This is a genomic window from Kitasatospora sp. NBC_01560 (assembly GCF_045208415.1).
Classification (GTDB): domain Bacteria; phylum Actinomycetota; class Actinomycetes; order Streptomycetales; family Streptomycetaceae; genus Kitasatospora.
Map to the genome: position 1 here is coordinate 2,686,757 of NZ_CP109364.1, position 15,971 is coordinate 2,702,727.

A 15,971-nucleotide genomic window follows, 5' to 3' on the forward strand; every position below is an offset into this window, starting at 1 on the left:
CGGATCCGGATGATCGGCGCGGTCACGGGCCCTCCTGCGGAACGGGAACGGGGACGGTGGTGGGACTGGACTGGACGGGACGGTGACGGGGGCGGCGGGCAGGGCCCTGCCCTGGCGGTCGGGAGCGGATCCGGCGCCGGGAGGCCCCGGACCGGCTGACGGGGACGACGCTACGAATGGGAGCCACGGGCCGGACAGACGGCTGGGCGGTCTCCTTGAGGTGTATTCAGGTACACCTCCGATTCGGTGTTCAGGCCCCCAGCGCGGCCCACCGCCCCCGCGGCAGACTGGCCACCGCAAGGACCGACGGGGCCCGATCCGGGCCCTGCGAGATGCTGCCGCGCATGGACGCTGCGGGACTGGAGGTGCGGGATGAGCGCAGTGATCGTGACCAGGGCCGCCACTCGGACGGGCCGTGCGCTGGTGGACAGTGTGCGGGCGCTGTACGCGGTCGTCCTGGCGGTCACGGGGGCCGTCGCCGTCGTGGCCGGGCCGGTACTGGTGCTCGCCGCCCTGCTCGGCCCGGTCGACTCCCCCGAGCCCGACCGACTCCGTGCTCTGACGGGGGTATTCCTGGCGGTGCTGCCGGTCGCCGTCTGGGTGTTGAGCTGGGGCACCGGAGCGGCCGGCCGGGCCGCAGGAGCGGCGCTGCTCGCCCCCGGCGTGCTGGCGGTGACCGCCACGGTGGTCTACGGGGGCGCGGCACCGAGCGGCCGTTCCGGTGCACTGCTGCTGGCGCTCCCACTGCTGATGCTCGGGGTGATCGCCGCACGGTGGGTGGCGGTGGAGACGAGGCGGCTGGTCGGACGCTGGAGCGGTGCGGCCATAACGTCCCCGTACCGGCCGACGGCCGCCGGGGGCCCGCGGTGGCGGCAGCTCTGGCGGCAGGCCGGCGGCTGGCCGGGGGACCCGGCCACCTGGCGGGACACCGCCTGGGCGGTGCTCTCCGGCAGTATGGCGCTGCTCGCGGCGATCGTGCTCCTGCTGATCCCGGTGCTGGTCCAGGTGTTCGGACGCGGTGGTCCGTTCATCTCGCCGATGGCGCTCTACCTGCTCGCGCTCTGGTTGGCCCCACTGGTCGTCCTCTGGGCCGCGCGCCCGGTGCTGGCCGGGTACGAGCGGGCGGCCCGGGCCCTCCTGGGAGAGAGCCGGCGGGTGGAGCTGGCGCTCCAGGTCAGCCACCTGGCCCGGACCAGGGCGGACACCATCGACGCGGGTGCGGCCGAGCTGCGCCGGATTGAACGGGACCTGCACGACGGCGCGCAGGCCCGGCTGGTGGCGCTGGGCATGTTGCTGAGCGTGGCCGAGCAGCTCCTCGACCACGACCCACAGGCCATACGGCCGCTGCTCGCCGAGGCCCGGACATCCTCGGCCAAGGCTCTGGGCGAACTGCGCGACCTCGTCCGGGGAATCCACCCTCCGGTGCTCGCCGACCGAGGTCTGGCCGATGCCCTCAGGGCGATGGCACTCGACCTGCCCCTGCCGGTCCGGTTCACCGGGGGGCTGTCGGGCCGGCCTCCCGCGCCGGTCGAGTCGGCGGCGTACTTCGCGGTGAGCGAGCTGCTCGCCAATGTGGTCAAGCACGCTGCGGCCGGCCTGGTCTGGATCGAGATCGGGCACGACACCGCCCACCACCGCGGCCGTGATCAGCACCACCACGACCGCCACCACCGCGACCCCGAGCACGAGCCGGCCACCGGGCACCGGCTCGGCCACGCCGGCGCCGGCGCCGAAGGACTGCTGCGGATCACGGTGACCGACGACGGACGCGGGGGCGCGGACTCGTCCCAGGGCACCGGGCTCCGCGGAACAGAGCGCAGGCTGGCCGCGTTCGACGGGGTGCTCGCCATCAGCAGCCCACCGGGCGGCCCCACCATCGCACAGCTGGAGATCCCGTGCGCGTTGTCATCGCCGAAGACCTCTTCCTCCTCCGGGACGGTCTGACCAGGCTGCTGGAGGCGAACGGCATGACAGTGACCGCCGCCGTCGAGCGCGGTGACGAGCTGCTGGCTGCGGTGGCGGCGGACCGACCGGACATCGCCGTGGTGGACGTCCGGTTACCGCCGTCGTTCACCGACGAGGGCGTACGTGCCGCCCTGGCCGCACGCCAGAATTGGCCCGGGCTACCGGTCCTGGTGCTGTCGCAGTACGTCGAGCAGTTGTACGCGCGCGAGCTGCTGGCCGACGGCAGCGGCGGGATCGGTTACCTGCTCAAGGACCGGGTCATGGACGGCGCCCAGTTCCTGGACGCCGTCCGCCGGGTCGCGCGCGGCGGTACGGCGATGGACCCGGAGGTGATCAGCCGCCTGCTCACCCACAACTCGGCCTCGGGGCCGGTAGCCACGCTCAGTCCCCGCGAGCGCCAGGTGCTCGCCCTGATGGCGGAGGGCCGGTCGAACGCGGCGATCGCCCAGCAGCTGGTGATCACGGAGCGGGCGGTTGCCAAACACACCGCGTCGATCTTCGTCCGGCTGGACCTCCTGCCCTCGGACGACGACAACCGGAGGGTGCTCGCGGTGCTGGCCTACCTCAACGACCACAACGAACCCAAGAACCTCGACGGCCTCCGCGTCTGAGTGGGGTCGGCCGGTCCAGTCGGACCGGCCGACCCCGCCGACCCCACCGGCCACAACCCCCGCCGGCCGCACCGCCCCGGCCGTCCCCACCAGTCGCTCGGCAAGCCCTGCCGCCCGGACAGTCCCTGCTACCCCGACCCGGGCGGCGGAATTCAGCCACTGGGCACGTCCATGACAAGTCTTGCGACCCTGGGTCTCCCCGCACATCCGACCGTCATCTAGGCTGGTGAGGTGCTCATACTTGTTCGCCGCCGCCACGTGGACCTGCTCCGCGTGACGAGCATGTCCTGTCGACGCTCCGGCTGAACCTCGCGCCTCCCACCCTCACGCGCGGCCCTCACCCGGCCGCGTCCCCCTTCCCGGCCCCCGGGCACCCGCCGCACCAGGCGTGGCCCCGGCGCCCCCGGTCGATCACCGGGACGGTCGGGACGAGACCCAGCGGATGTCACCCATGTCGCAGCAGCACCCCACCACCACCCCCTCCAGCACCCCGTCCGGCGCTACGTCCGGCTCCACGTCCGGCTCCACGGACGCCCTCCCGGTGATCGACCTCTCGCTCGCCCACGGCAGCGCCGACGACCGGCTGCGGCTGCACGACGAGCTGCGGACCGCGGCCACCGGCGTCGGCTTCTTCCAGCTCGTCGGCCACGGCATCACCCCGGCCGAGACGGCGGCGCTCACCGACGCGATGCGGGCCTTCTTCACCCTCCCCGAGGCGGACCGGCTGTCCGTGAGCAACCTGAACTCCCCGCACTACCGCGGTTACACCCGCACCGGCGACGAGCGCACCGGCGGCAGCCAGGACTGGCGCGACCAGCTGGACATCGGCGCCGAACTGCCCGCGCACGTCCCGGCCGACGGCGAGCCACCGTACTGGTGGCTGGAGGGCCCCAACCAGTGGCCCGCGGCGCTCCCCGAGCTGCGTACCGCCGCGCTCGGCTGGATCGACCGCCTCGGCGACGTCGCCCGGCGGCTGCTGCACGAGCTGCTCACCTCGATCGGTGCCAGCCCGGCGTTCTACGACGAGGCCTTCGCCGGGCACCCGCACCTGCGGCTCAAGCTGGTCCGCTACCCGGGCACCGCCCCCGACGGTGCCGGTCAGGGCGTCGGCGCGCACAAGGACTACGGCTTCATCACCCTCCTCCTCCAGGACACCGTCGGCGGCCTCCAGGTGGAGCGCCCGGACGGCAGCTTCCTCGAAGTGCCGCCGATGGAGGGCGCCTTCGTGGTCAACCTGGGCGAGCTGCTGGAGGTCGCGACCGACGGCTACCTCAAGGCCACCAGCCACCGCGTGGTCAGCCCGCCCGGCGCCCGGGAGCGCTTCTCCGTCCCGTTCTTCTACAACCCACGCCTCGACGCCCACGTCGCGCCGCTGGACTTCCCGCTCGCCCACCACGCCCCCGGCGCCACCCAGGACCCGGCCAACCCGCTCTTCGCCGACTTCGGCCAGAACGAGTGGAAGGGCTACACCCGCGCCCACCCCGAGGTCACCCGCCGCCACCACCCCGAGCTGGTGGACGCCGCCGGCCCCGCGCGGCCGACCCGCTCCTGAGCCCGACGGCGCCGGCCCGTCCCGATCACCTCGGGGCGGGCCGGCGTCGTCGGGGGCCCCGAAGTGATCGGGACGGGCCCGGTGAGCACGGTGGACGCGGTGGGGCAGCACTGTCACACTGCTGCTGTCACAGCAATGGTGCGACAGAGCCGGAGGCTACGGATGGGGGCGCGGGAGGCCGTGGACGGGCGACTGACGGTGGACGAGCTGGCGGCCCGGGCGGGGGTGACGGTGCGCACCGTGCGGTTCTACAGCGCCAAGGGCCTGCTGCCGCCGCCGGAACTGGGACCGCGCCGGGTGGGCCTGTACGGGGCGGACCACCTGGACCGGCTGGGGCTGATCGAGGAACTGCAACGGCAGGGCCTGACGCTGGCGGCGATCGAGCGCTACCTCGCGCGGCTGCCGCAGGACAGCAGCCCGATGGACCTCGCGATCCACCGCGCGCTGGTGGCCTCGTGGACGCCGGAGGCACCCGAGCAGTTGGGCCGGGCGCAGCTGGAGCGGCGGGCCGGGCGGGCCCTGTCGGAGGCCCAGGTGGACCGGCTGGTCGCGATGGGCGCACTGGAGCGGACGGCGGACACCGAGGTGTTCCGGGTGGATCCGGGGCTGCTGCCGCTCGGTGTGCGGATCCTGGACGTGCCGATCCCGCTGGAGACGCTGCTGGCGGCGCGCGCCGTGGTGGTGGAGCACAGCCGGGCGACGGCGCACGAGTTGCAGCGGCTGTTCCGCGAGACGGTCTGGCGGCCGTACCGGGAGAGCGAGCCGGCGGCGGACGAGCTGGAGCGGATGAAGGCGCTGACCGACCACATCCAGCCGATGGTCGCGCAGGCGCTGGTCACGGCCTACCAACGGTCGCTCCGCGAAGAGCTGGGCGAGGAGCTCCGCGAAGAGCTCGGCGAAGGCCTGGGCGAGGAGCTCCGCGGCCCCGGGCCCGGGCACGACGGCACGGACCTGCCCGGCTGACGGAACCCCGCCCGGCCCGGCGGCGCGCCCAACCATGCGCCCGGCCCGGCGGCCGGCCACCGGAACCACCCGGCAGCCGGCCGCCCTCAGGGCCTCAGGGGCCCCCAGCCCCCTTCAGTCCCCTCAGTCCCCTCAGTCCCCGAAGGTTCGCCCCTCCGCCGCGATCCGCTCCAGCAGGGCCGGCGGCGCGAAGCGCTCGCCGTAGGCGGCCGCCAGCTCCCGGGCGCGGGCCGCGAAGCCCGCCGGGCCGCCCTCGTAGCCGTTGATGTACTGGAACACGCCACCCGTCCAGGCGGGGAAGCCGATCCCCAGGATGGAGCCCACGTTGCCGTCGGCGACGGAGGTGAGCACGCCCTCCTCCAGGCAGCGGACGGAGTCCAACGCCTCGCTGAAGAGCATCCGCTCCTTGAGGTCCTCGAACGGGACGGCGACGTCGGCGCGGGTGAAGTGCTCGCGCAGCCCCGGCCAGAGCGGCCCGCGACGGCCGTCCTCGCCGTACTCGTAGAAGCCCGCGCCGCCGCTGCGGCCGGGGCGGCCGAACTCGTCCACCATCCGGTCCACCACCGCGTCGGCCGGGTGGGCCGTCCAGCTGCCGCCGGCCTCCTCGACGGCGCGCCGGTACTCGTTGCGGATCTTGCGGGGCAGGGTGAGCGTCAGCTCGTCCAGCAGCGAGAGCACCTTGGCGGGGTAGCCGGCCTGCGCGGCGGCCTGTTCGACGGAGGCCGGGTCGATGCCCTCGCCGATCATCGCGACGCCCTCGTTGATGAACTGCCCGATCACCCGGGAGGTGAAGAAGCCGCGGGAGTCGTTGACCACGATCGGCGTCCGGTCGATCTGGCGGACCAGGTCGAAGGCGCGGGCCAGCGCCTCGTCGCCGGTCTCCGGGCCGCGGATGATCTCCACCAGCCGCATCTTGTCGACCGGGGAGAAGAAGTGCAGGCCGATGAAGTCGGCGGTGCGCCGGACGCCCTCGGCGAGCAGGCCGATCGGCAGGGTGGAGGTGTTGGAGCAGAGCAGCGCGTCCGGTGCCACCACGCCCTCGATCTCCTGGAACACCTTGTGCTTCAGCTCGGGGTTCTCGAAGACGGCCTCGATCACCGCGTCGCAGCCGGCCAGGTCGGCGGCGTCGGCGGTGGGGGTGATCCGGGCCAGCAGTGCGTCGCGCTGCGCCTCGGTGGAGCGTCCGCGGGCGACGGCCTTGTCCAGCAGTCCGGCGGAGTAGGCCTTCCCGCGCTCGGCGGCCTCCGGGGTGACGTCCTTGAGCAGCACCTCGATGCCGGCCCTGGCGCAGGTGTAGGCGATGCCCGCGCCCATCATGCCGGCGCCGAGCACGGCGACCTTGCGGACCGTCCGCTTCTCGACGGCGGCCGGGCGGCCGGCCCCGGAGTTGACCGCCTGGAGGTCGAAGAAGAGCGCCTGGATCATGTTCTTGCTGGTCTGCCCGCAGGCCAGCTCGGTGAAGTAGCGGGCCTCGATCACCATCGCGGTGTCCACGTCGACCTGGGCGCTCTCCACGGCCGCCGCGAGCACGTTGCGCGGCGCCGGGTAGGGGGCGCCGGCCAGCTGCTTGCGCAGGTTGGACGGGAAGGCGGGCAGATGGGCGGCGAGGGCGGGGGTGCTGGGGGTGCCGCCGGGGATCCGGTAGCCCTTGACGTCCCAGGGCTGGACGGCGGTCGGGTTGGCCTCGATCCAGGCGCGCGCCCGGGCGGTCAGCTCCTCGGGGGTGTCGACCAGTTCGTGGACGAGGCCGTGCTCCAGCGCCTGCGCCGGCCGGTACTGGCGGCCCTGCAGGAGCACCTTGAGCAGGGCGTCGGTGATGCCGAACAGCCGCACCGTCCGGACGACACCGCCGCCGCCCGGGAGCAGTCCGAGGGTGACCTCGGGCAGGCCGATCCGGGCGCCGGGCGTGTTCAGGGCGATCCGGTGGTGGCAGGCGAGGGCGATCTCCAGGCCGCCGCCGAGGGCGCTGCCGTTGACGGCGGCGACCACCGGCTTGCCGAGCGTCTCCAGCTTCCGCAGGGCCCGCTTGATCAGCATCGACTTCTCGAAGACGGCGTCGGCGTTCTCGGGCCGGGCGGCGGAGATCACCCGGAGGTCGCCGCCGGCGAAGAAGGTCGGCTTCGCCGAGGTGATGACGACGCCGCGCAGCTCGTCGCCGAGGCCGGCCAGGCGGGCGACGGTGGCGTCGAAGTCGGCCGTGAAGGCCTCGTTCATGGTGTTGACGGACTGGGTGGGGTCGTCGAGGACGAGGGTGACGACGCCGTCCTGGTCCTGCTCCCAGCGGATGGTGGTGGTGTCACTCATGGTGGGGTCTCCGGGGAAATGAGGCGGTCGGATGCGGCGGGGTCAGATGCGCTCGACGATGGTGGCGATGCCCATGCCGCCACCGACGCAGAGGGTGGCCAGGCCGTAGCGCTGGTCGCGCCGCTCCAGTTCGTCGATCAGGGTGCCGAGGAGCATCGCGCCGGTGGCGCCGAGCGGGTGGCCCAGGGCGATCGCGCCGCCGTTGACGTTCACCTGGTCGTGCCGGAAGCCCATCTCGCGGATGAAGCGCAGGGCGACGGCGGCGAAGGCCTCGTTGATCTCGACCAGGTCGATGTCGGCGGCGGTGAGCCCGGCCTTGGCGAGTGCCTTGCGGGTGGCGGGGGCCGGGCCGGTGAGCATGATGGTCGGCTCGGAGCCGGAGACGGCGGCGGAGACGATGCGGGCGCGCGGGCGCAGCCCGTAGCGCTCGCCGATCTCCCGGTTGCCGATGGCGACGAGGGCGGCGCCGTCCACGATGCCGGAGGAGTTGCCGGCGTGGTGGACGTGGTCGATGGCCTCCACCCAGTGGTACTTCTGCAGGGCGACGGCGTCGAAGCCGCCGGCGTCGCCGATGCCGGCGAAGGAGGGCTTGAGGCCGGCCAGGGTCTCCACGGTGGTGCTGGGGCGGATGAACTCGTCGCGGTCCAGCACGACGAGGCCGTTGCGGTCGAGGACCGGGACGACCGAGCGGTCGAACAGACCGTCCGCCTGGGCCTTGGCGGCGCGGGCCTGGGACTCGGCGGCGAAGGCGTCCACGTCGGTGCGGGAGAAGCCCTCGATGGTGGCGATCAGGTCGGCGCCGACGCCCTGCGGGACGAAGCCGGTCTCGTAGCTGGTCATCGGGTCCATCGCCCAGGCGCCGCCGTCGGAGCCCATCGAGACCCGGGACATCGACTCCACACCGCCGGCCAGGACGAGGTCCTCCCAGCCCGAACGGACCTTGGCGGCGGCCAGGTTGACGGCCTCCAGGCCGGAGGCGCAGAAGCGGTTCTCCTGCACTCCGGCGACGGTGTCGGGCAGACCGGCCGCGATGGCGGCGATCCGGGCGATGTCGGAGCCCTGGTCGCCGATCGGGCTGACCACGCCGAGCACGATGTCGTCGACGGCGGCCGGGTCCAGGCCGGGGAAGCGGCGGCGAAGTTCGTGGATCAGGCCGACGACCAGGTCGATCGGCTTGGTGCCGTGCAGCGAGCCGGTGGCCTTGCCCCGGCCGCGCGGGGTGCGGATCGCATCGTAGACGTACGCTTCGGTGGTCACGGTGGAGGGCCTTTCGGGCGAGGGGCGGACCGGGCGGAGGGGCTCGGGGGGCACGGGGGAGCGGGTCGGGTGGCGGGATCCGGAGGCAGGCCGCAGCCGGCCGCGGGCGAACGCGGTCAGCCGAGGAGGGAACGGCCGACGATCTCCTTCATGATCTCCGTCGTCCCGCCGTAGATGGTCTGGATCCGGCCGTCGGTGAACGCGCGGGCGACCGGGAACTCGCTCATGTACCCGTACCCGCCGTGGAGTTGGAGGCACCGGTCGGCGGTGCGCTTCTGTAGTTCGGTGGCCCACCACTTGGCCATCGAGGCGTCCGCCGGGGTCAGCGCGTAGCGGTTGTGCTCGGTGATGCAGCGGTCCACGAAGGCCCGGGTGACGGCGCACTCGGTGGCGAGCTCGGCGATCTCGAACCGCACGTGCTGGAGCTTGGCGAGTGGCCGGCCGAAGGCCTCGCGCTGCTTGACGTACGCGGTGGTGATCTCGACCAGGTGCTCGGCGCCCGCGATCGCGGCGGCGGCGATGGCGAGCCGTTCCTGGGCGAGGTTCTGCATCAGGTGGACGAAGCCCCCGTGCTCCTCGCCGAGCAGGTTCTCCTTCGGGACGCGGACGTCCTCGAAGAACAGCTCGGCGGTGTCCTGGGCCTTCTGGCCGATCTTGTCGAGGTTGCGGCCGCGCTCGAAGCCGGGCATGCCGCGCTCGACCACCAGCAGGCTCAGCCCGCGCGAGCCGCCGTCGGGGGTGGTGCGGGCGACCACGACCACCAGGTCGGCGAGGATGCCGTTGGAGATGAAGGTCTTGGCGCCGTTGAGCAGGTAGTGGTCCCCCTGGTCGACGGCCTGGGTGCGGATGCCCTGGAGGTCGGAGCCGGTGCCGGGCTCGGTCATCGCGATGGCGGTGATCAGCTCGCCGCTGCAGAAGCCGGGCAGCCAGCGGCGCTTCTGCTCCTCGGTGGCGAGCGAGGTGAGGTAGGGGCCGATGATGTCGTTGTGCAGGCCGATCGCCAGCCCGGAGGCGCCGGCCCGGGCGAACTCCTCGGCCAGCACGGCGGCGTAGCGGAAGTCCGTACTGCCGCCGCCGCCGTACTCCTCGGGGGCGGCGATGCCGAGCAGACCCTGCCGGCCGGCGGCGGTCCAGGCGGACCGGTCGACGATGCCGGCCTTCTCCCAGCGCTCGTAGTGCGGCAGCACCTCCTTGGCCAGGAACGACCGGACGGTTGCCCGGAAGTCCTCGTGCTCCTCGGTGTAGATGTCGCGTTGCACGGCAAACTCCTTATCGGGCCTCGGGGTTCGAGGACGGCGCGGCGTTCGGGGAGCACAGGCCCGGCACGCCCCAGTCGCGGGCGACCTCGGCGGTGTCGGCACCCGGCCGGGCCGGTGGCCGGCGCAGCGTGCCGGGGGTGGCGGAGAACCGGGGGGCGGGGGCGGGCTGGGTGAAGCCGTCCGCCCCGACGTACGTCCCGCGGGCCACCAGGTGTTCGTGGGCGGCGGCCTGACGCATGGTCAGGACAGGCTCCACGCAGGCGTCGGAGCCGGCGAAGACGGCCTCCCACTCGGCCCTGGTCCGGGTGGCGAAGCGGGCGGCGATCAGGGTGCGCAGCTCGGGCCAGCGGGCGACGTCCCACTGGCCGGGCGCGTCCGGGCCGAGCTCCAGCAGCCGGGCGAACTCGGCGTAGAACTGCGGCTCCAGTGCGCCGACGGCGAGGTGGCCGCCGTCGGCGGCGAGGTAGACGGCGTAGCACGGCGCGCCGCCGTCGAGCAGGTTGACGCCTCGGCGGTCCTGCCACTGGCCGGAGGCCAGCAGGCCCCAGAGCGCGGAGCTGAGGTGGGCGGCGCCGTCCACGATGGCGGCGTCGACCACCTGGCCGGCCCCGGTCGTGCGGGCGTGGTGCAGGGCGGCGAGCAGGCCGACGACCAGGTAGAGCGAGCCGCCGGCGTAGTCGCCGAGCAGGTTGGCCGGGATCGCGGGCGGGCCGTCGGGCGGGCCGATCATGCCGAGGACGCCGGCCACCGCCGAGTACCCGATGTCGTGGCCGGCCCGGGCGGCGAGCGGGCCGTGCTGGCCCCAGCCGGTCATCCGGCCGTAGACCAGGGCGGGGTTGCGGGCCAGGCAGGCGTCCGGGCCGACGCCGAGGCGTTCGGCGACGCCGGGGCGGTAGCCCTCGATCAACAGCTGGGCGCGCTCGACCAGGTCGAGCACCCGGCCGGGGCCTTCGGGCGCCTTGAGGTCGATCAGCACCGAGCGCTTGTTGCGGTTGGTGACGTCGTACGCCGGGTCGATGCCGAGCGGCGAGGCGTTCGGCCGGTCGACGCGCACCACGTCGGCGCCGAGGTCGGCCAGCAGCATGGCGGCGAACGGGCCCGGTCCGATCCCGGCGAGCTCGACCACGCGGACGCCGGCCAGCGGGCCGGGACTGCTGGTGTCACGCACGGCCGCTCCTGCCTCTCGGGTTTGACAGTGAAGCTGTCACACTCGCGATGATAGGGAAGCGACTCGCCGGTAACAAGACCTCGGCGCCGGTGCGCCGGGGGCCGTCCGCCCGCCGGTGCGCCGGGGCCGTCCGCCCCCCTGCGGGCCGCCCACGATCTTGACGGATCCCTGACGTGCACCGCGCAACCGAAGCGACTGACGGTGCGTCGGTACACCGACGAGGGGGCCGATCCGGCCGCCCTGTCTGTTGGAGGGGTTCCGGCCGCCGGTCGGAGGAAGAGAGCGGATTCCATGGGCAACCCAGGGTTCACCACCGGACCGGTCGCACCGGCGTCACCGCCGGGCACGCCGCGCAACCCGGCACCGGGCACCGTCATCCCGATCTCCGCGCCCGGCCCCTCGCCCTTCGCCGCCCCGACGCCGAACCCGGCCCCCGGCCCGGCCCCGTCCGCCGGCACCACCCGGCTCGACCACCCGTCCGAGCTCGGCGCCTCGGGCGGCATCGCCCGGCAGATCGCCACCGACCTCGACAACGCCAACGGCAAGGGCGGCAACAACCTCGCCGAACACGCGAGCACGGCGGCCACCCGGATGCGCGGCTTCTCCTTCGGCGGCGCGCTCACCGGTTCGACCGAACGCTGGCTCCAGCAGTGCACGGCCCTGCACAACAAGCTGACCCACACCGCCGAGAACCTCGAAACCACCCAGCGCAGCTACCAGGCCAACGACCACGCCACCGCCGGCCAGTTCAGCGGCTGAGACCCGAGAGAACAGAGGAGCCCCACCGCATGGTGTCCTACCAGGAACTGCACGAGGCCGACTTCTCCGGTGTCACGGAGACCGCCGAGGCCTGGACCAGCATGGCCAAGGCGTTGGAATCGCTGGACGGCCGGGTCGGCCGGGAACTCACCAACACCCCTCAGCGGGCCGGCTGGGAGGGCGCGGCCGCCGACGACGCGGGCCGGGCGCTCCAGGGCGTCGACACCGACTTCAGCCAGGCCACCGGCGTCGCCAAGGCCCTCGCCGCGATCATCAAGGACGCGGGCGAGGACTTCACCGCCGCCCGCAAGGACCTCGACGCCGCGCTCCACGACGCGGACCAGCAGAAGCTCAAGGTCGCCGCCGACGGCACCATCAGCTGGGATCCGATGTCCAGCGCCGGCCACAACGACCCCGACTTCCAGCAGACCGTGCGCGCCTACCAGGCCGACATGACGGGCAAGGCCGAGGCGCTCTCCGCCCGCCTGACCAACGCCGTGAACAAGGCCACCGCCGCCGACCAGCGCGCCTCCGCGGCCCTCCAGGGCGACGTCGGCACCAGCACCACCTCCTTCAACGCCAGCCCGTACGGCGGCGGCGACGCGGCCGACGCCAGGCGGGCCGCCGACCTGATGGGCAAGGGCCAGAGCCTCTCCGACGACCAGCTCAGGCAGCTGCAGGCCCTGATGTCCGGCGGCGCCGACTCCACGTCCTTCTCCACCACCCTGCTCAACAGCCTCAACGCCGGGGGCAGGAACGGCCCCGAGGCGCTGCTGGAGTACTCGAAGCACTACAACGACTTCGCCCACGGCGACCACAACGCCAAGGGCTACCAGGACGTCTACAACAGCCTCTCCCAGGTGCTCGCCACCGCCACCAAGGACGGCGGCATGGGCAAGGAGTGGGAGGACAACCTGCTCAGGGCCGCCCGAACGCCCGGCGGTTCGGCGGCCGGGTTCAACGACAACTACCCGGCCCTCACCCAGCTGATGGGCGCCGGCGGGAACTACGACAAGGGCCTCCTGGAGAAGGTCGGCAACGACCTCGTCGACTACGAGAAGAACAGCAAGCGCAAGGGCGAGGACCTCTGGGGCCCGTTCTACACCGTGACGGGCGACAAGGGCACCGACCCGATGGGCGGCCTGATGCGGGCGATGAGCCACAACCCGCAGGCGTCCAAGGAGTTCCTCGACCCGGGTGGCAACAAGAACCTCGACTACCTGCTCAAGGACCGCAAGTGGCCCAACCAGGACTACGAGGGCAACATGCCCGCCTCCGCGCTCAAGGCGGGCTCGCACGCGGCCTTCGCCGACGTCCTGGAGGCCGCCACGACCGGCCGTGACCCGCACGGCAACGCGAAGCCCGTGCGCCCCCACGACGAGGCGATGGTGCGCATCATGGACCGGACGCTCACCACCCTCGGCGGGGACAAGGCCGGCAACGAGAACGACCTCTCCCCCGTCCTGCGCCGCCCGCTGGCGAACATGATCTCCGAGTTCCCGGCGGACACGCACGACATCCTCAGCAAGGACCTCTCCGGCCCCTCCCACCCGGAGGGACTCAGCACCAGCCGGGAACAGCTGCTGCGCGTCATCCGCGGCGTGACCGAGGACCCGGAGGCGTTCGCCGTCATCCACCTGTCCGAGAGCGAGGAGGTCGGACGCCGGATGAACGAGTTCGGTCCGGAGAACTTCACGCCCGACGTGACCGGCCGTCCGAACCCGAAGTTCCAGGGCTTCATCGACGAGTCCGGCAAGGCCCTCGGGGCCCTCGACGCGGTACGTGCGGACGCCTTCATCGACCACAAGTCGGACGAGCAGTTCAAGAACAACTGGAAAGCCAAGATGGACTACCACGTCTACGGCACCGCAGCGAACATGCTCAGGATCCCGGGCGCCCCGTGGTTCCCGCTCGGTGACATCGCCCAGCGCGTGGTCGACGTCGGCACCTCCGACTGGGCGAACAAGGCCAACGCCGAGCTCGACACCAGGGCCCAGGGCGACGTCAGCAAGAACTACACGGCCGGCGAATCCCAGCTGATGGCCATGATCCAGGAGAAGGCGCGCCAGTCGAACGTGTCGGAGGCGGACATCAACGCCCCCGGCAGCGTCACGAAGCAGCTCGCCGACGGCGCCGGGGTGCACTACAGCACGTCCATCGCCCGGGCCTACCACAACGCGCTCGGCAACCCGTGACGCCGAGGACGCCCGGGACGCCCGGGAAGGTCGACGAAGCCCTCACCCGGCGCGGGTTCACCACCCGGCGGCTGCGCCTGCGGGCGGCGGCCGTGATCGTGGCGATCACGGCCGGCGTGTCGGGGGTGCTGGTCCACCACCTGACCAACGTGCTGGGGCCGGACACCGTGTGCGGGGGCGCGGCGACCGCCGATGCCGTGCACGACGCGCTGGGACCGGGGCGGATCGGCGAGCGGAGGAGCAACGGCTACTCCCCGAGCGCCGTCGACCCGGCCGGCTCGTGCACGGCGACGGTTTCGTTCGGACTCCTCGGGCGGTCCGAGCGGTCCGTGTCCTTCGGCATGGCCCTCGAAGCGACGGAGACCGCCCCCAGGACACCGGCCGACGCCCGGCTGTTCTCCGGTGGTCCGGCAGCCGGCGCCGTGACGTCGTCCGGGGCCTGGGCGCTGCTCCCGGAGGGCTGCCCCAGGGGTCTGCGGGCCGTGGTCGGCACCGGGAAGGACGGACCGGACGGCGACCGCGCCGACGGGCTGGCCCGACTGGCGGCCGGGTACGCCCGCCGGGCCGCCGAGGACCGCGGCTGCGGAACAGGGGCCGGAACCGGAACCGGAGCCGGAACACCGGCGGCACCGAAGGAGCTCTCCCGCGCGGGGACGGCCCAGCCGGTGGACCTCGCCAAGGTCTGCGGCCTGCCCGGCCTGGCCCCCGCACGGAACCAGGAGGTCCACGACGAGCTGCGCCAGCAGGCCACCACGGCCTTCGCTCCCGTCTGGTCCTGCGAGATCACCAGCGCGTGGAGCGGCGACATCCTCGCCTCCTTCGGGATCACCACCGACCCGCGGGCCACCGGCCTCTCCCCGGAGGAGAGCCGTACCCCGGCCTACGGGCGCGCGACCTGGATCGGCCCGGCCGGCGACAACGTGGCCACCACCTGCCAGGGGCGGCCCACGTACTTCCACCTGCGGACGAACCTCGTCGCCTCCGGGTCCGGGAACAAGGCCTTCCTCGACGACAAGGACCTCTGGAAGCAGTTCCTCACCGCCGGTGGCACGGCGATCGGCTGCGAGCCGATCCTCCCGTAGGCCACGGCGTCGTCCCGGCCCGGGCCCGCGGGGGGAGGCCCGGGCCCGCGGCTCCCCCGCCGGGGGGGAGGCGAATCGTGTGCCGGGAGGACGGCACGGCGGCCCGGCGGCGGGAGTGTGGGGGCCATGACCTCGACGAATCCGGCCGACCGGGTGCGTGCCGCCGCAGCCTGGACCGCAGTTGCCGCCACCCTGCCCTATCTGACGCTCAAGCTGCTCTGGCTGACCGGCCACCAGGTCGGCGTCCACGACCCGGCCGCGATGGACGCGCTCTGGCTCGTGAACCTGCGGACCTTCGGAATGGACGCGATCGCCGTCCTGCTGGCGCTCGCCTTCGTCCGGCCCTGGGGGCGGCGGGCGGGACGACGGGGCTCCCGGTGCTGCTGGTGGTGGAGCGCAGCCGCGCGTCGATGGTGCTCGACGCGGTGGTCGCGGCGATGGCCGGGGCCGCCCCGGTGGCGCTGCTCGTCCTGGTGTTCCGGATCCGGCCGGCGCGGCGGGTGCGGGTACCGCTGGCGGTGGCCTGGACCGCGGCCGGATCGCTGTTCGGCTGGGGGGCCTGGCAGTTGGTGGCGCTGGGGACGACCACCGAGGTGACCGACTCCCGCCGGGCCGTACCCGGGCTGCTCTCCCTGGTGCAGACCGGGCAGGTGATGGTGGGGCTGCTGGTGCTGGTGGTCGGCGCGGTCGCGCTGTCCGAACGGGCGGCCGCGCGGAAGATCACTGCCGTAGAGTCGGCCGGGTGGACACGGGGGTGAGCACAGAGGTGAGCACAGGGGCGGGCGCCGGCCCGGTTACGGAACCGGACGCGGGACCGGACGCGGGACCGGACGCGCAAGCCTCCGGCACGGGCGGG

General features: G+C 73.4%; 12 protein-coding genes. 8 read left to right on the forward strand and 4 right to left on the reverse strand.

Annotation, left to right across the window (positions count from 1 at the left end):
• The first annotated feature begins 372 nt into the window (after positions 1 to 372).
• The 4 genes from OH807_RS11410 (at position 373) to OH807_RS11425 (ending at position 5,091) form a co-directional block, all read left to right on the forward strand.
• On the forward strand, positions 373 to 1,944 hold the full coding sequence (locus tag OH807_RS11410) for a sensor histidine kinase (protein ID WP_406197156.1): 1,572 nt from the start codon (positions 373 to 375) through the stop codon (positions 1,942 to 1,944).
• Positions 1,896 to 2,576, forward strand: a complete 681-nt coding sequence (locus OH807_RS11415) for a response regulator (RefSeq protein ID WP_406197159.1) — start codon at positions 1,896 to 1,898, stop codon at positions 2,574 to 2,576. Before OH807_RS11410 ends, OH807_RS11415 begins: the two co-directional genes overlap by 49 nt.
• A gap of 451 nt (positions 2,577 to 3,027) precedes the next feature.
• Positions 3,028 to 4,128, forward strand: coding sequence for an isopenicillin N synthase family dioxygenase (locus tag OH807_RS11420; RefSeq protein WP_406197160.1), 1,101 nt, complete (start codon positions 3,028 to 3,030; stop codon positions 4,126 to 4,128).
• Positions 4,129 to 4,290: 162 nt separating this feature from the next.
• Positions 4,291 to 5,091: a MerR family transcriptional regulator gene (locus OH807_RS11425; RefSeq protein ID WP_406197162.1), complete on the forward strand. Its 801-nt coding sequence runs from the start codon at positions 4,291 to 4,293 to the stop codon at positions 5,089 to 5,091.
• A gap of 132 nt (positions 5,092 to 5,223) precedes the next feature.
• Here the strand turns inward: OH807_RS11425 and OH807_RS11430 are convergent, their stop codons facing one another.
• From OH807_RS11430 to OH807_RS11445, 4 genes are all read right to left on the reverse strand, one after another.
• Positions 5,224 to 7,395: a 3-hydroxyacyl-CoA dehydrogenase NAD-binding domain-containing protein gene (locus OH807_RS11430; RefSeq protein WP_406197164.1), complete on the reverse strand. Its 2,172-nt coding sequence runs from the start codon at positions 7,393 to 7,395 to the stop codon at positions 5,224 to 5,226.
• A 42-nt stretch (positions 7,396 to 7,437) separates the two neighbouring features.
• Positions 7,438 to 8,652: an acetyl-CoA C-acetyltransferase gene (locus tag OH807_RS11435; RefSeq protein WP_406197167.1), complete on the reverse strand. Its 1,215-nt coding sequence runs from the start codon at positions 8,650 to 8,652 to the stop codon at positions 7,438 to 7,440.
• A 116-nt stretch (positions 8,653 to 8,768) separates the two neighbouring features.
• Positions 8,769 to 9,911: an acyl-CoA dehydrogenase family protein gene (locus tag OH807_RS11440; RefSeq protein ID WP_406197170.1), complete on the reverse strand. Its 1,143-nt coding sequence runs from the start codon at positions 9,909 to 9,911 to the stop codon at positions 8,769 to 8,771.
• Between the two features lie 10 nt (positions 9,912 to 9,921).
• Complete coding sequence (locus OH807_RS11445) at positions 9,922 to 11,079, reverse strand: CaiB/BaiF CoA transferase family protein (RefSeq protein WP_406197172.1); 1,158 nt, start codon at positions 11,077 to 11,079, stop codon at positions 9,922 to 9,924.
• Between the two features lie 291 nt (positions 11,080 to 11,370).
• On the opposite strand from OH807_RS11445, the gene OH807_RS11450 reads away from it, so the two are divergent.
• From OH807_RS11450 to OH807_RS11465, 4 genes are all read left to right on the forward strand, one after another.
• Positions 11,371 to 11,838 (forward strand): hypothetical protein, encoded by a 468-nt coding sequence (locus tag OH807_RS11450; protein WP_406197174.1) that lies wholly within the window; start codon positions 11,371 to 11,373, stop codon positions 11,836 to 11,838.
• Between the two features lie 29 nt (positions 11,839 to 11,867).
• Positions 11,868 to 14,033 (forward strand): hypothetical protein, encoded by a 2,166-nt coding sequence (locus OH807_RS11455; protein ID WP_406197176.1) that lies wholly within the window; start codon positions 11,868 to 11,870, stop codon positions 14,031 to 14,033.
• On the forward strand, positions 14,030 to 15,115 hold the full coding sequence (locus OH807_RS11460) for a hypothetical protein (protein WP_406197179.1): 1,086 nt from the start codon (positions 14,030 to 14,032) through the stop codon (positions 15,113 to 15,115). Before OH807_RS11455 ends, OH807_RS11460 begins: the two co-directional genes overlap by 4 nt.
• A 377-nt stretch (positions 15,116 to 15,492) precedes the next feature.
• A complete protein-coding gene (locus OH807_RS11465) occupies positions 15,493 to 15,873 on the forward strand; it encodes a hypothetical protein (RefSeq protein ID WP_406197181.1) in 381 nt (126 codons plus the stop codon).
• Positions 15,874 to 15,971: the final 98 nt, after the last annotated feature.

Bases quoted from the DNA above. Each gene is read 5' to 3' on its own strand.
- OH807_RS11410 (WP_406197156.1), top strand. From the start codon at position 373: ATGAGCGCAGTGATCGTGACCAGGGCCGCCACTCGGACGGGCCGTGCG.
- OH807_RS11420 (WP_406197160.1), top strand. From the start codon at position 3,028: ATGTCGCAGCAGCACCCCACCACCACCCCCTCCAGCACCCCGTCCGGC.
- OH807_RS11425 (WP_406197162.1), top strand. From the start codon at position 4,291: ATGGGGGCGCGGGAGGCCGTGGACGGGCGACTGACGGTGGACGAGCTG.
- OH807_RS11430 (WP_406197164.1), bottom strand. From the start codon at position 7,395: ATGAGTGACACCACCACCATCCGCTGGGAGCAGGACCAGGACGGCGTC.
- OH807_RS11450 (WP_406197174.1), top strand. From the start codon at position 11,371: ATGGGCAACCCAGGGTTCACCACCGGACCGGTCGCACCGGCGTCACCG.
- OH807_RS11455 (WP_406197176.1), top strand. From the start codon at position 11,868: ATGGTGTCCTACCAGGAACTGCACGAGGCCGACTTCTCCGGTGTCACG.